The 14,728-nt window shown below is 64.6% G+C and carries 15 protein-coding genes; 7 read left to right on the top strand and 8 right to left on the bottom strand.

What is annotated here, in order from left to right:
• Positions 1-630 carry a LysE family translocator gene (locus ACN9MU_RS19895; RefSeq protein WP_426162143.1) on the top strand — a complete coding sequence of 210 codons (630 nt, stop codon included), beginning with the start codon at positions 1-3 and terminating at the stop codon, positions 628-630.
• Here the strand turns inward: ACN9MU_RS19895 and ACN9MU_RS19890 are convergent.
• A complete protein-coding gene (locus ACN9MU_RS19890; protein ID WP_426318342.1) occupies positions 614-1,240 on the bottom strand; it encodes a YceI family protein in 627 nt (208 codons plus the stop codon). The genes ACN9MU_RS19895 and ACN9MU_RS19890 overlap by 17 nt on opposite strands.
• Positions 1,241-1,786: 546 nt before the next feature.
• Here ACN9MU_RS19890 and ACN9MU_RS19885 point away from each other — a divergent pair.
• From ACN9MU_RS19885 to ACN9MU_RS19865, 5 genes are all read left to right on the top strand, one after another.
• A complete protein-coding gene (locus ACN9MU_RS19885; protein ID WP_426343335.1) occupies positions 1,787-4,840 on the top strand; it encodes a putative Ig domain-containing protein in 3,054 nt (1,017 codons plus the stop codon).
• A gap of 10 nt (positions 4,841-4,850) precedes the next feature.
• On the top strand, positions 4,851-5,441 hold the full coding sequence (locus ACN9MU_RS19880) for an NF038129 family PEP-CTERM protein (protein WP_426162140.1): 591 nt from the start codon (positions 4,851-4,853) through the stop codon (positions 5,439-5,441).
• Positions 5,442-5,508: 67 nt separating this feature from the next.
• On the top strand, positions 5,509-6,207 hold the full coding sequence (locus ACN9MU_RS19875; RefSeq protein ID WP_426162139.1) for a glutathione S-transferase family protein: 699 nt from the start codon (positions 5,509-5,511) through the stop codon (positions 6,205-6,207).
• 21 nt (positions 6,208-6,228) lie between these two features.
• Complete coding sequence (locus tag ACN9MU_RS19870) at positions 6,229-6,852, top strand: glutathione S-transferase family protein (protein WP_426162138.1); 624 nt, start codon at positions 6,229-6,231, stop codon at positions 6,850-6,852.
• Between the two features lie 3 nt (positions 6,853-6,855).
• Positions 6,856-7,647: a substrate-binding periplasmic protein gene (locus ACN9MU_RS19865; RefSeq protein ID WP_426343334.1), complete on the top strand. Its 792-nt coding sequence runs from the start codon at positions 6,856-6,858 to the stop codon at positions 7,645-7,647.
• Here the strand turns inward: ACN9MU_RS19865 and ACN9MU_RS19860 are convergent.
• The 6 genes from ACN9MU_RS19860 to ACN9MU_RS19835 are packed head-to-tail and all read right to left on the bottom strand — an operon-like array spanning position 7,616 to position 13,194.
• Entirely contained in the window at positions 7,616-8,683 is a 1,068-nt protein-coding gene (locus ACN9MU_RS19860) for a branched-chain amino acid ABC transporter permease (RefSeq protein ID WP_426162135.1), read from the bottom strand. The genes ACN9MU_RS19865 and ACN9MU_RS19860 overlap by 32 nt on opposite strands.
• Position 8,684: 1 nt before the next feature.
• Positions 8,685-9,659 (bottom strand): branched-chain amino acid ABC transporter permease, encoded by a 975-nt coding sequence (locus ACN9MU_RS19855; protein WP_426343333.1) that lies wholly within the window; start codon positions 9,657-9,659, stop codon positions 8,685-8,687.
• Between the two features lie 14 nt (positions 9,660-9,673).
• Positions 9,674-10,396 carry an ABC transporter ATP-binding protein gene (locus ACN9MU_RS19850; protein ID WP_426162132.1) on the bottom strand — a complete coding sequence of 241 codons (723 nt, stop codon included), beginning with the start codon at positions 10,394-10,396 and terminating at the stop codon, positions 9,674-9,676.
• Positions 10,389-11,138 (bottom strand): ABC transporter ATP-binding protein, encoded by a 750-nt coding sequence (locus ACN9MU_RS19845; RefSeq protein ID WP_426323797.1) that lies wholly within the window; start codon positions 11,136-11,138, stop codon positions 10,389-10,391. The genes ACN9MU_RS19850 and ACN9MU_RS19845 overlap by 8 nt, the downstream gene beginning before the upstream one ends.
• Positions 11,139-11,151: 13 nt before the next feature.
• Positions 11,152-12,324: a substrate-binding domain-containing protein gene (locus ACN9MU_RS19840; protein ID WP_426162131.1), complete on the bottom strand. Its 1,173-nt coding sequence runs from the start codon at positions 12,322-12,324 to the stop codon at positions 11,152-11,154.
• Between the two features lie 3 nt (positions 12,325-12,327).
• Positions 12,328-13,194, bottom strand: a complete 867-nt coding sequence (locus ACN9MU_RS19835; RefSeq protein WP_426162130.1) for an alpha/beta fold hydrolase — start codon at positions 13,192-13,194, stop codon at positions 12,328-12,330.
• A gap of 128 nt (positions 13,195-13,322) precedes the next feature.
• Here ACN9MU_RS19835 and ACN9MU_RS19830 point away from each other — a divergent pair, with 128 nt between their 5' ends.
• Complete coding sequence (locus ACN9MU_RS19830) at positions 13,323-14,234, top strand: LysR family transcriptional regulator (protein ID WP_426162129.1); 912 nt, start codon at positions 13,323-13,325, stop codon at positions 14,232-14,234.
• Here ACN9MU_RS19830 and ACN9MU_RS19825 read toward each other — a convergent pair.
• On the bottom strand, positions 14,120-14,728 hold the full coding sequence (locus tag ACN9MU_RS19825) for a hypothetical protein (protein WP_426343332.1): 609 nt from the start codon (positions 14,726-14,728) through the stop codon (positions 14,120-14,122). The two genes, ACN9MU_RS19830 and ACN9MU_RS19825, sit on opposite strands and share 115 nt — an antisense overlap.

Below are 14,728 nucleotides of genomic sequence, written 5' to 3'. Positions count from 1 at the left end.
ATGTTAATTTCTCCTGAACAAGGGCTGGCCTTCCTGGCCGCCGCCATGCTCATTACCGTATCGCCAGGTCCGGACAACCTGATGGTATTAAGTATGGGCATGTCCCGTGGACGCAAGCAGGGCGTGGTATTCGGCCTCGGTTGCGCCCTGGGCTGCCTCAGTCATACGCTGCTGGCCGCACTGGGCGTGGGTGCGCTGATTGCCGCATCGCCTGCAGCATTCACCGCGCTCAAGGTTGCGGGGGGACTCTACCTGATCTGGATGGGATATGGCGCACTGCGCAGCAAGGGCGGCGCGCAAGTGGGCCAGGCGGCCCTGCCGGAGGAGTCCTTGGGCAAGCTGTTTGCCAAAGGCTTGTTCGCAAATGCGATCAATCCGAAGGTGGTGCTGTTCTTCCTGTCCTTCCTGCCGCAGTTCGTGGTGGCAGGGCGCGGCGATGCCAGCTGGCAGACCGCGCAACTGGGCCTGGTCTTCACGCTGCAAGCCTGCCTGCTGTTTGGGGCGCTGGGCTACTTCTCGGGCGCCGTGGGCAAATGGATCAACCGCAATCCGCGCGCCGGCCTGTGGCTGGACCGCGGGGCCGGTGCGATCTTCGTCGGCCTGGGCTTGCGCCTTATCGTCGCGCGCTGATCGCGAACCTCAGTTCCAGTTCGTCTTTCACCGATAGTGCGCCGCCGAAAACGGCAAATGGCGTAATGCCGAAATCGGTCTGCTTGACGGTGAAGGCGCCGCTGGCCTGCAGGACTGCACCATCCTCGCGCAACTGCAGCGGCACCTGGTATGCGCGCGTCACGCCATGCAGCGTGATTTCCGCGCGCAGCTTGTCTTTCGTTCCCGGTTCGAAGGCGGCCCGCACCAGCACCCATGGATAGGCTTCTGCTTGCAAGACCTTGCTGAACATATTCCTCCGCGTGCCGTCAATTGCGTCGGCCGAAGGCTGGGTCTCGAGCCCGGCTTCCTTGCGTAGCGCTGCCTCGTCGACCGTCAACTGGTCCAGGCGGAAGCGTAATTCAGTGCGGCCCTGTTCGACGTCCACGAAACCTTCAATCTGGCGCGTGGCAACGACGTGGTCGTGGCCCATGCGAGCCAGCGGTCCGCCACGGCGAACCGTCATGGCGATCAGCGATTCGCCCGCCATGATCCGGTGCGCCGAGCGGCTGGCCTGGAGCGCCGGGGCCGCGCTTGCCGGTGCGGCGGCAGGGGGCGCTGGAGGCTGGGTGCCACAGGCGGAAATGGCCAAAAGCGCCGCTAAAAGCGCGCTTCGAAAAGTCCATTTGCAAATTTTTTTTCGCATTGTGACTATTGGAGAGTTTCTATTATAAAAAGTGTACTATCTTAAACGAAGTCGTGATGTTTTCGTTTTCGAGAATATCCCCTTGCACTTTCAAATCTCTCCCGATTTGAATCCCTTTACCCGCGCAAATGACGCGGGTATTTTTTTGCCCGGGATTATTGGCTACCTTAATGAACTCCTAAGCCTTAGGCGGCGGAAAGCTGGCAAAGTACGTCCATAGCGTACAGCATCCCTGTACGCCGGGTTGCCGGATTCCTCAATCCGGCACGGTTTCTTCTATCCCCGCGCCCTAAAAAGCGTTTTTCACCGGCCCCCTCCAAATGGCCGGTTTTTTTTTGCCCATCTGTAAACGGTATCGCTTGCCTAGATATCGATAACATAATTTTAAGGCAAGCTGCAGGGGTGCGTGCTATATTGGCCTGATATCGATAACACGAGAGGAGACGCTCGGGTTTCGGTATGTCCCTTCGACATTGGTTAATAAGGATAATCATGCATAACCATTCACTAAAGGGCGGGGTCATGGCCGGGTTCAGGGTATTGGCCGTGGCGGCAGCGATCGCCGCTTCATTTCAGCCCGCTTACGCAGTCGACTATGTAGCAACACCTGTCTTGCAACCCGTTGTTAGCGCTACCGGGATCAAGCATCCGGCGCTCGGCATCACGCTGGAGCAGCTCGAGTACACACGCGCCCAGGTGCGCGCCGACGTCGAGCCGTACAAGACTTACTACAACACCCTGGCTACGGTCTGCTGCAATTACGCGAACATCAACCTGCTGCCGACCAATCGCGATTCGACCAAGATCGATACGCCCAACACGCCCAACTTCAACGGCAATACGGCCCAGGTGCGGCTGATCAACGATTCGCAGGGCGCGCTGACGCAGGCCATCCTGTATTACATCACTGGCCGCAACGAGTACCGCCGCAATGCCATGCGCATTCTGCGCACCTGGAGCAATATGAACAAGGATGGCTATGCCTACTATCCGGATGCGCATATCCACACCGGCGTGCCGCTGTTCCGCATGCTGGCTGCCGCCGAGATCATGCGCTACACGCCGGGCGATCCGAGCTACACCGCCTACCCGCTGGTCTGGACCGACACCGACACCCAGAAGCTGAAGGACAACCTGGTCGACCCGATGGAGCGCACCTTCTTCGCCAGCAACGAGCGCTTCATGAACCAGCATGTGTATTCGATCGTGGGGCGCATGTCGGGGGCGATCTTTACCGACAACCGCGCGCGCTATGACGAAACCGTGGAATGGATGACGGTCAACTCCACCTCGACGCGGCAGGACATCAATGGCGCCATCCTGCCCCTGATCCCCCTGATCGAGGCGGACAGCCCTTACAACAAGTACGGCTATCCCTTCTACCAGATCCAGGAAATGCAGCGCGACCAGGCCCACGGCGGGGACAATGTCGACAACCTGACCGGCCTGCTGCGCCTGGTCACGGCCCAGGGCACCAAAGTGGACCCGTTCACCGGCAAGCCTTCCACCTCGGGCGACGCGGTGAGCGTCTACAAGTTCGGCGGCAACCGCGTGCTGATGGGCGCCAATGCCTACGCCCAGTTCATGCTTGGCTATGCCGCGCCGTGGGCCGATACCTCGGGCGGCACCTCTTCCCAATCGGAAGCCTATCGCGGCCGCCTGTACGAAGTGGGCGGCATCCCCGAGCTGTATAACGTGTACAAGTACGAAGAGGGCGTGGACGTCGATGTCGAAGCGCCTTTCCTGGCAGCCGCCAACGCGCATTCGAACGAGTTCGTGACCCGCTGGGGCCCCGGCGCGCCGGCCAACAAGGACATGGGTGCGGAAGCCTTCCTGTCGCTGCCCAAGGCATTGACCGGGGCGGCCCTGCCGCCTAACACAGGCATGCTGGAGACCGAACGCAAATCAATCTACCTGAAGGGCGACTGGAGCAAGGTGACGGAGGGCGACCGCACCTTCGGCCATGCCAACGTCACTCCGGCCGGCGCCACCGTGGTGTTCACCGACGTGCAGTACGCCGACCGCGCCAAGTACGCGCCGGCCGGCATCATGATCCGCACCAATGCGGTGACCAAGCTTGCCGCTAGCGCCACCGAAAGCGCCAGCCCATGGTGCGAAATGACGGTGCCCGACACGCAAGGCCAGTGGCGCTATATCGTGCCTGACACGTCGTGGGCGGCCACGCCGGGCAAGCGCCAGGGCGACAATATCATGTACTTCCAATTCACCGGCGCCGAAGGGGCAACGGTGGACGTGGACTTCGTGAACATGGCCGCGCCGACCCAACTGACCCCGCCGCGCTTTGCCATGCCGGTGTTCCCGGCCACGGAGCTGGTGGTGCAGGGCGTGCCTTACCAGGCGACCTACACGGCCACCGATGCCCAGGCCGGCGATACAGTGGTGTACAAGGCGATCAGCATCCCGGATGGCGCCACGCTCGATACCCCGACCGGTGCCTTCAATTGGACGCCGGCTGCGGCGCAAAGCGGATTGCATGACATCGTGATCAGCGCCACCGACGGCATTTCCATCAGCACCATGACCGCGCGCCTGAGCGTGCAGCCGGACCGCGCCAGTGCCTTTGCGGCGGCGCAGGGCGGCTATGACCCTGCCAGCGTTTACACCACGCCGTCGCTGGCGACCTTCCAGCAGGAGATTGCCCCGCTGCGCGAGCAGATGATGACGGTGTCCGATGCCGATTTTCCGGCCCTGCTGAAATCCGTGCAGGCGGTGGTGGCCAAGCTCGAGCTGCTGAACCCGCGCGTTGCGCTGGACGGCAGCCTCGATTGGAGCAAGCACATGGTGACCACCACCACGCTCGACGTAAACCGTGTCGGCCTGCTGGTGGACGGCGACTACAACAGCACGTCGGGCGACTTGCGCAATGTCGTGACCATCGACTTCGGCGCCGACTATCGCGTGTCCGTCGACGCCTTCGGCATCCAGGCCCGCTTCATGTTCGCCAACCGTTCACAGGGCATCAATATCTACGGCTCGAACGACAATTCGAACTGGACCTTGCTGACCAGCCGCGAAACCACCGATACCAGCAACCGCAACTTCGAGCTGGAGACGATTCCTGTGCTGCCAGGCCTGTCGGAACAACGCTATCGCTACTTCATGGTGCGGGTCGACCATCCGGGCCCGCCGACCGATCCTGCCTATCCGGGCATTTCCTCCTATAGCGAATTGCGCTTCCATGGCGACCGCTACGACCTGCTGACGCCAGTGGACGTCACGCCGATCGTCAAGATCCAGCAATCGGGCCTGAACATGAACCGCTTCACGCAGAAGTACACCGGCAACGTGACCATCGTCAACGCTACGGACCATACCGTCAGCGGGCCGCTGCAATTCCGGCTGTACGGGCTGACGCCGGGCGTGACGCTGGATAACGCGACCGGCATCAAGGATGGCGTGCCCTACATCACGCTGCCGACCCTTGACCTGGCGCCGGGCCAGAGCGTGACCGTGACGACGACCTTCAGCAATCCGGCCAAGGCTGCCATCGGCTATACCCGTCAACTTTTCAGCGTCAAGTATTGAGGACACCATCATGAGTAAACTGCAAACTATGCTGGCGCGGCTGCTGTTGGCCGCAATGCTGGCCTGTGGTGCGGGGCAGGCTGCCGCCGGGCCCTTGTACAAGGTAAGCGTCGACACCGCCTCGCTGGGCACCGGCCCGGCATTCCTCGGCCTGTATTTCATCGGCCTGGCCGATGCGACGCCGGCCACCGCGCTTGTCACCAACCTGGCAGGCGAGCTGCTTGGCACGCCGGACGTGAGCGGGACTGTGTCCGGCGCCGCGCCTGGCCCGCTTGCATTCAGCAATGCCGATGGCGGCAGCGACTGGGTGCAGGCGGTGACGCTGGGCGGCGTGTTCTCCTTCGACGTCAACCTGCTGGTGGGCCAGGGCGATGCCGGTTCGACCTTCGGCTGGGCGCTGTTCAACGACACCAGCTATCTGGGCGCCGACGGCGACCTCGGTACGGTCTCGGTGCAGCCTGTCCTGGGCGGCAACCCGCAGTTCGTCCTGGCCAGCGCCAGTCCGCTGGTTGACGTGCAGGTGGTTGCGGAACCTGGCACCGCCTGGCTGCTATTGCTGGCAGGCCTGCCCCTGCTGGCATTCACCCGCCGCCGCGCCTGACGCGGCTGGCCCCGGCGTGGGGGCGGAAAAGCAGCTATGATGCAGCGATTCCGTGAAAGGAGCCGCGATGATCGACCTGTACACCGCCGCCACGCCGAATGGCCACAAGATTTCCATTGCGCTGGAAGAGCTGGCGCTGCCTTACGAAATGCATGTGCTCGACCTGGGCAAGAACGAGCAGAAGGAGCCGTGGTTTACGGCCATCAATCCGAACGGGCGCATTCCCGCGATCGTCGACCGCGGCAACGATGGCTTCGCGGTGTTCGAATCGGGCGCGATCCTGGTCTACCTGGCCGAGAAGACCGGCCGCCTGATGCCGCAGGACGCCAAGGGCCGCTCCCTGGTGCTGCAATGGCTGATGTTCCAGATGGGCGGCATCGGCCCGATGATGGGCCAGGCCAATGTCTTCTACCGCTACTTCCCCGACAAGATCCAGCCTGCCATCGACCGTTACCAGGGCGAGTGCCGGCGCCTGTTCCGCGTGCTGGACGGCCAACTGGCGCAGCATGAATTCCTGGCCGGCGACTATTCGATCGCCGATATCGCCAACTGGGCCTGGGTGCGCACCCATCGCTGGTCCGGGGTGGAGACCGAAGGCCTGCCGCACCTGCAGCGCTGGATTCGCCAGGTCCGCGCCCGTCCTGCCGTATTGCGCGGCATCGAGCGGCCGCCGAGCAATGTGTTGGATCGCGCCGACAGTCAGGAGAAAGTAGAGCAATTTGCGGCCGAGGCGCGCAAAATGCTGGAAACCGGCCAGTCGCGCTGATCACAACACCAAGGAGACCCAATGAAGCTGTACACCGCCCCGCGCGCCCCGAATCCGCGCCGCGTCGCCATGTTCATGGCCGAGAAGGGCATCGCGCTTGAATTGCAGGCGGTCGACCTGGGCAGGGGCGAACATCGCAGCGAAGCTTACCTGGCGGTGAATCCGTTCGGCCGCGTGCCGGCGCTCGAACTGGACGATGGCCGCATCCTGTGCGAAACGCGCGCCATCTGCACCTATCTGGAAGGCCTGCACCCGGCGCCGAACCTGATGGGCGAGGGCGCCGAGGAGCGTGCCTTCATCGAAATGGCCGATCGCCGCATGGAGCTGCACCTGTTTGCCATTGCGGCCAACAGCATCCGCCACTCCCATCCCGGCTTTGCGCCGATCGAGAATCCGCAGTTCGCCGACTTCGGCGCTTCGCAAGGCGAGAAGTTCCGCGAGAACGCGAAATGGCTGGATGGCGTGCTGGCCGCGCAGCCTTTCGTGGCGGGGCCGCGCTTCACCATTGCCGACATTACCGGCTTTTGCGCCATCGAGTTTGCGCGCGGGCTGATGAAATTTCGTCCCTCCGACCACGGGCTGCAGCACTTGCAGGCATGGCGCGACCGCATTGCCGACCGTCCAAGCGCCACAGCAGGGGCCTGAACGATGAAAACGGCGCAGCGCCGGCGCTGGCTGGGCTGCATGCTGCGCTGGTCGGGCGCGGCTGCTGCCTGCGCTGCAACGGCAGGGGGCTCCTGGCCCGGGCGCGCATTCGCCAGGCCGCGCCCGTTGCGCGCGGTGGCCCTGGCCATTCCTCCCTTCGCCGTACTCGACGCAAGCGGCCGCAAGAGCGGCCTGTTCGTGGAAGCACTTGAGCTGATCGCCCGCGAGTCGCAGCGCCAGGTCGAGATCACCCTTGCCCCCTACGCGCGCGCCATCGCCATGCTGCGCTCGGGCGAGGCGGACCTGATGATCGCCACCTCCAACTCGGCAATCGCGGAAGCGGCCGAACCCATGGGCATGTTGTGGACGACGGAAGTCATCGCCATCGGGCGGGCGGGCCTCAAGCTCGACGGCCTGCAAGACCTGCGGGGCCGCACGGTGGGCATGTTACGCGGCTCGGATTATGGTGCTGCCTTCCTGGACGACCGGGAATACCGCAAGCATGAAATCACCGACCAGTTGCAAGGCATACGCATGCTGCAGGAGGGGCGGCTCGATGCCTCGGTCGGCACGCGCCTGGCGGTATTCCACGCCATGCGCTTGCTGGGCGTGCCGCGCGCGCGCCTGGGCGGGGTGCTGGCGGTGCAGTCGCGCGAGATCCACCTGCACCTGAGCCGCCATAACGCCGACGAGGACCTGGCGACGGAACTGCGCCGCGCCGTGCATGCATTGCGCAGCAGCGGCAAGGCTGATGGGCTGCTGGCTAGGTACCTGGCCGGACTGCCGCCTGCCTGAATTTCCCTATGATCCCGCTGGGGAAGAAGTAGATGGCGAGGATGAACAGGATGCCGAGCCAGAGCAGCCAGCGGTCCGGGTGCAGGGCGGCCGCCAGCACCGGCACGCCGGCCATCGCGCCTGCCGCTTGCGCCATCAGGGACTTCAGGTAATTGTTCGCCAGGATGAACAGGACGGCCCCGATCACGGAACCGTACATGGTGCCCATGCCACCGATGACGACAATCAGCAGGATGTCGGTCATGACCTCAAAGCCCAGCGTGGTCTTGGGGCCGACATAGCGCGCCCACAACGCCATCAGGGCGCCGGCCAGCGCGGCGGCAACGGCGCCGATGCAATTGGCTGCGATGCGATAGACCACGGTGCGGTAGCCCAGGGCCTCGGCGCGGAACTCGTTTTCGCGGATCGCCTGCAGCACGCGCCCGAAAGGCGAGTTCACAATGCGCAGCAGCGCCAGGAAGATCAGCACCGTGCAGGAAAACACGATGTAGTAGGTGAGCACCTTGCCGTCCACGATGCGGCCCATGAATTCGCCGAATTCGTTGGCGGGAGACAGCAGGTCTGGCACGTCGAAAGTCTTGCCGTCCTCGCCGCCGGTCCAGGCCGACATTTGCGATGCCAGCACCGCGAACGAAGACGCGACCGCCAGCGTAATCATGGCATAGAAGATGGCGCGCACGCGCAGCGCAAAAAGCCCGATGACGAAGGCCAGGACCAGCGTCAACGCCAGCGCCGCCGCCAGGCCCAGTGCCATGTCGCCCCAGGCGGGTGTGGGACTGTCGAAGCCGAGGCCGACACCGTAGGCGCCGATGCCGAAGAACATCGTATGGGCGAAGGACACGATGCCCGTGTAGCCGATCAACAGGTCATACGAGGCGACCAGGACGATGTAGATGCAGATGGTGGCGGCGGTGTTGAGCGGCCGGGCCCCGCTGGTGATGAAGGGCGCCAGCGCGAGTCCCAGCACGACCACAAGCAGCAGGACGGACAGGGCGCGGCTGCGCGGCAGGTCGCCGGAAAGAAGGGTGTTCAGCATGTCATTTCCTCGACAGGCCGGCTGGCCGCCAGAGCAGGATGGCGATCATCAGCACGATATGGGACACGAGCGCCAGCTTCGGCGCCAGGAAGCCGGCGTAATTGGCCGTCAGTGCCATCAGCAGCGCGCCGATGAAGCAGCCGCTCACCGAGCCGAGGCCGCCGATGATGATCGTGATGAAGACCATGACCATCACCTCGCCGCCCATGGAAGCGGTCAGTGTTTCCTTGTACAGGCCCCACATCACGCCGCCCAGGCCCGCCAGCGCGGAGCCGGCCGCGAATACCGCCACGAACAGGCGCCGGATGCGGTAGCCAAGTGCTTCGACCATCTCGCCATTTTCCACGCCGGCACGGATCAGCAAGCCGAGCTTTGTGCGGTTCAGCACCAGGGTGAGCGCGATGAACACCAGCACGCCCACCGCCACGGCCAGCAAGCGGTATTTTTCGATGGCGGCGTCGCCCAGCACGAGGGCGCTGCGCAGGGCGGTTGGCAGCGGCATCGGCTTGTGGTCGGCGCCCCAGAGCACGTGGATCAGCTGCTCGACCACGATCATGCCGCCCATCGTGATCAGGATCTGCTTCAGGTGCTGGCCGTAGACCGGCATGATGATGAGACGTTCGAAGGCCCAGCCCAGTGCTGCCGTCACGGCCATCGCCATGACGATCGCCAGGCCGAGCGCGGCCAGGTTCATGCCCAGCGAATCGGCCTCCATCCAGCCCTGCATCGGCACCAGCACCAGCGTGGCGGCGAAGGCGCCGACGGAGACGAAGGCGCCGTGGCCGAAATTGAGCACGTCCATCAGGCCGAACACCAGAGTCAGGCCGCTGGACATGATGAAGAGCATCATCCCCATTGCCAGACCGGCCACGGTCAGCGTGAGCCAGGTCGGCATGCTGCCCACCAGCGGCAGCATGGCCAGCATCAGGGCCGGCACCAGCAGCATTGGTATATAGTCGCGCGGAACGGATGGCATTGGCGTGCGGCTCCTTATTGGTGTGAATCGAGGGCCAGGCCGAGCAGGCGCTCTTGCAAGGCGCGGTCGGCGGCCAGTTCGGCCATGGCGCCGCTGTGCACGATGCGGCCGTCGTCCATCACGGCCACGGTGTCGCCGAGCTGGCGCACGAAGTTGAAGTTCTGCTCCACCAGCAGCACCGTGGACTGGCCCTTGAGCTGGCGGATCGCGTCGGCCAGGTTCTTGATGATGGCCGGCGCCAGGCCCTTGGTCGGCTCATCGATCAGCAGCAGCTCGCGCGGCTCGATGATGGCGCGTGCAATGGCAACCATCTGCTTCTGGCCGCCGGACAGCTTACCAGCCGGGTAATGCCAGAATTTTTCCAGCGCCGGGAAGAAGGAGAAGATCCACTGCAGCCGCGCCGTATCCATCGGGCCGCTACGCGCCGCAAGGTAGAGGTTTTCGCGCACGGTCAGGTCGCTGAACACAGCCATCGACTCCGGCACGTAGGCGATGCCCGCCTGTGCGATATCGGGCGTGCGCAGCTTGCCGATGTCGCGGCCGTTGAATTCGATCTGGCCGGCGCTGGCCTGCCACAGTCCCATGATGGTGCGCAGCGTGGTGGTCTTGCCGGCGCCGTTGCGACCCAGCAGGACCGCCAGGCCGCCGCGCGGCACGGCCAGGTCGACGCCTTGCAGGATGTGGTATTCGCCGATGTGCGTGTGCACGCCGGACAGTTTGAGCAAGGCCTCATTCATGGCTTGCGGTCCCCAGGTAAGCTTCCTGCACGATGGCGGACGACATGACGGCAGCGGGCTCGCCGTCCGCCACCAGGGCGCCGTTGTGCAACACGATGATGCGATCGGCCAGGGCGCGCACCACGTCCATCTTGTGTTCCACCAGCAGCACGGCCTTGTTGCGCTGCGCCTTGACCTGGTGGATCAGGTCCAGCACCACCGGCACTTCGTCCACGCTCATGCCGGCGGTCGGTTCGTCGAACATCATCACTTCCGGCTCCAGCGCGAGCATGATGGCCACTTCCAGCTTGCGCTTGTCGCCGTGCGACAGCGCGGCTACCGGCGTATCGCGCCGCGCCGCCAGCGCCACGCGACCCAGGTAATGGTCGGCGCGATCGATCAGTTCCTTGTGGCTGGACCAGATCGACCACAGCTTCATGCCGGCATTGGCGCGCGACTGCACCGCCAGCCTCACGTTCTCGTGCACCGGCAGGTGAGGGAACAGGTTGGTGAGCTGGAAGGCGCGGCCGATGCCCTTGCGGGTGCGTGCGGCCGGACCGCTGCGCGTGATGTCTTCGCCCCGTAGCAGCACCTGGCCGCCGGTTGCCGGCAACTGGCCCGACATGAGGTTGAAATAGGTGGTCTTGCCGGCGCCATTCGGGCCGACGATCACGGTCAGCTGGCCCGCATGGAAGTCGGCACTGACGTTGTCGACGGCCGTGTGGCCGCCGAAGCGGATCGTCAGGCCGCGTGTTGACAGCAGTGGAGTCATCGTTTCAGCGCCGCTTGTTCTTGATCGGGACCGGCAATTCGGAAGCCGGAATCTCACGCACCAGTTCCAGCAAATCCCATTCGTCCTTCTGGTCTTTCTTGATGCGGAAGTGGTACATCGCTTGCATGGCTTGGTGGTCGTCCTTGCGGAAACTCATTTTTCCCTTCGGCGTATCGAACTCCATGCCTTCCATGGCGGCAATCATCTTCTGCGTGTCGCCGCCGCCCGTTTTGGCCAGGGCGGTGTAGACGGCGCTGGCTGCCGTGAAGCCGCCCGCCGTGAACATGTCCGGCGGTTTCCCGTGCCGCTTCCGGTGCTCGGCCACGAACCAGTCGTTCATCCTGTTCTTCGGGAAGGCGTAGTAGTAATAAATCGTGCCTTCGGTGCCGGCGAACGATTTCCACGTCTTCAGCACCGGCAGGATGTTGCCGCCGGGAGCCAGCGTGATACCGTAGCGTTCCGGCTTCATGTCGGCGATCTTGTTCATCGGATTCGGGCCGGCCCAGATGATCTGCAATACCCGCGGCTGCGGCGCATCCTTCAGCTTGTCGAACAGGCGCTGGGCCGGGGCGGTGAAGTCGGTCGCGTTCTGCGCCGCGAATTCCTCGTGCACGATGTGGGCTTTGGAGCCGGTCAGCCTGAGGGCCTCGCGCGCGGCCGCCACGGCGTCCTTTCCGAAGGCATAGTCCTGGGCCAGGAAAGCCACGCTGCCTTGCTTGAAGGTGGTGGCGGCAGCCAGGCCGTCCTGCATGGAATTGCGCGCAGTGCGGAAGATGTACTTGTTCCATTTGGCGCCGGTGATCGCGTCGGCCACGGCCGGCTCCACGACCAGGACCTTCTTGTATTCCGCCGCGATGGGCAGCATGGCGATGGCGGACCCGGAGGAACTGGTGCCTACCGCGATGTCGACCTTGTCGTCGCCATAGGCCTCGGCCAGCAGGGTGCGACCCAGGTCCGGCTTGCTCTGGTCGTCCTTGACAAAGACCTTCAGCTTGCGGCCGTTGATTTCCATCCTGCCGCCGGTCAGGTATTCAAGTCCCATCATGAAGCCGGTCTCGGTCTCCCTGGCGTAGGGCTCCAGGATGCCGGTTTTGCCGGCGATGAGGGCGACCTTCAGTTCCTGGGCGCCGGCCAGGAGCGGCGCCAATGCAAGCAACAGGGCAATCAGCTTTGTCATCGATCAGTCCACACTGGCGAGGAAGTTGCGCAGCGCCTCTTGCGCGGCGGGCTCGGACAGCATCGGCGCGTGGCCGACGTCGGGCACCTCAGCATACATCATGCGCGGTGCTGCAGCACGCATGGCGTTGGCCTGGGCCGGCTCGATCAGGTCGGAAAGGGCGCCGCGTATCAGCATGGTGGGACGGCGCCGGGCCAGCCGGCGGAAGGCAAAGTGCGCGGCCATCGAGGTCGAGCGCAGCTTGTTGGCGCGGATCGGCACGGCGATGTTCGGGTCGTAGCGCATGGCCAGGGTGCCGTTGCCTTCTTCACGGAAGGCCCGGCGCGCCCAGCGCTCCCACTCCTGCGCCGTGTTGCCGGGGAAGGCGACCGCGTTGATGCCGCCGATGTAGTCCGCCGCCTGCTGCCAGCTCGTGAACTGTTCGCCCTTGCCGGTATAGCCGCGGATGCGCGACAGGCCGCGTTCCGACAGGGTCGGGCCGACGTCGTTCAGGACCGCCGCCGCGATCAGCGCCGACTTGCGCAAGGCCAGGGTCATGGTGATCAGCCCCCCCATCGATGTGCCGATGAAGACGGCGCGCTCGATGCCCAGGTCGTGCGCCAGCTTGACGACGTCGTTGGCGTACACCATGGGCGTGTAACGGTCGGGCTGGGAGTCGTATTCGGAATTGCCGCGGCCGCGCACATCGACGGCGATCACGCGCCGGCCCTGGGCCGCAATCCATGGCGCGACGTCTTCAAAGTCGGCCGAATTGCGCGTCAGGCCGTGGATGCAGATCACGGGCAGGCGCGCGGGGCCGCTGGCGGCAGGGTAGTCGCGCGCATACAGGCGCAGGCCATCGTCGCTGGTGTAGCTGATCTCGGAATACATGGTCCTCGTGGGCAGCGTTGCAGGAGCGTGCAGTGTGCAAGAAATGCATCGGCGCGGGAACCGGAGGCCGCGCCCACTGTGTGTGCAATTTTGCACAGCAACACTACAGCGAGGGAAAATGATGCACAATGGGCCGCATGAAAACCCTGCCCGAATGGACTGACCTGCGCTTCTTCCTTGAGCTGGCGCGCTCCGGCACCTTGTCCGGCGCCTCGCGCCGGCTGGAAGTGGAGCACACCACCGTCTCGCGCCGCATCGACCGCCTGGAGCAGCAACTGGGCGCCACCCTGTTCGATCGCTCGCGCGAGGGCTATGAACTGACCGAAATGGGCCACGCGGTGCTGCCCCATGCGGAAGCGATGGAAAGCGCAGTGCTGGCCGCGCAAGGCCAGTTGTCCGGCACCGAAGTCGCGATTCGCGGCGTGGTGCGCCTTGGGGTGCCCGAAGCGCTCGGGGTGCGCTTCATCACGCCGCTGCTGGCGCAATTCCTGCAGGATTATCCCGAGCTGTCGGTCGATCTGCTGGTCCAGCCGCGCTTTGCCAACCTGGCCAGCCGCGAAGCCGACCTGGGCGTGACGCTCGACGCGCCCAACACCGGCCGCTACATGGTGACGCGCCTGGCGTCCTTCCGGCTGTACGTGCACGGTTCGCCTGACTACCTGGCCCGCCACCCGCCGATCCAGAAACGCAGCGACCTGGCCGGCCATGACTTTGTCGACTACGTGCAGGACCGCCTGGCCAGCAACGAGCTGAACTTCCTTGATGAACTGGGCGTCAACCCGCGCCGCCGCCTGTGCTGCACGGGCATGCTGGCCCAGGCCGAAGCTGCCGCCGCCGGCCTGGGCCTGATGATGGCGCCGCCTTACATGGCAACGGACGGCCGCCTGGTGCCGGTGTTGCAGGACGAGGTATTCGTCGAGCGCGCCTACTGGCTGGTGGCGCCCGTCGACTTGTACCGGCTGCCGCGCGTCAGGGCGGTCTGGAACTTGCTCCGCTCGTTTGCCGAATCGCGCGCCAGCCTTTTCATCTCGAACAAATAGGGCAGCTCACCCGAAATCTCGATCCGGTGCAAGTCTGGATCGGCCCGGTCCGGCAGCGGCGCCCGTTGCGCCAGCGCCTGCAGAATGGGCGCCGGGTCGTAGCTCCAGTCCACCATGTAGCGGCAAGGGTCGCCTTCGCGCACCTTCATCAGCGCCAGTTCGAACTGGGACACCGAGACCACCAGCGGGTCTTCATGCCCGGCCAGGAAGCCAAGGAAGGCCAGCGGCTGGTACTCGCGGAACGGCGAGATGTTCTCCTGCCGGATGAAGGCTTGCAGCGCTTCCTCCAGCAAGCCGGCCTGGCGCAGCAATTCGACGGTCAGCACGCAGCTGCGTTCGAGCACGTAGATGCGCCACAGCAGCACATTGCCGCGCGCTTCCTGCAGGTCGGGGGAATCGGCAACCCGGCGGAAATAGGGCGCGTCGCCGGGCCCGGGCTGGTAAGTGGCGCGCATCAGGCCAAGCAGGATGCGCTGGTGGCTGGCCAGGTCCAT

The sequence above is a fragment of the Pseudoduganella sp. R-32 genome (assembly GCF_049913245.1).
Lineage (GTDB): Bacteria > Pseudomonadota > Gammaproteobacteria > Burkholderiales > Burkholderiaceae_D > Rugamonas.
This window is presented reverse-complemented; position numbering and strand designations above follow the sequence as displayed.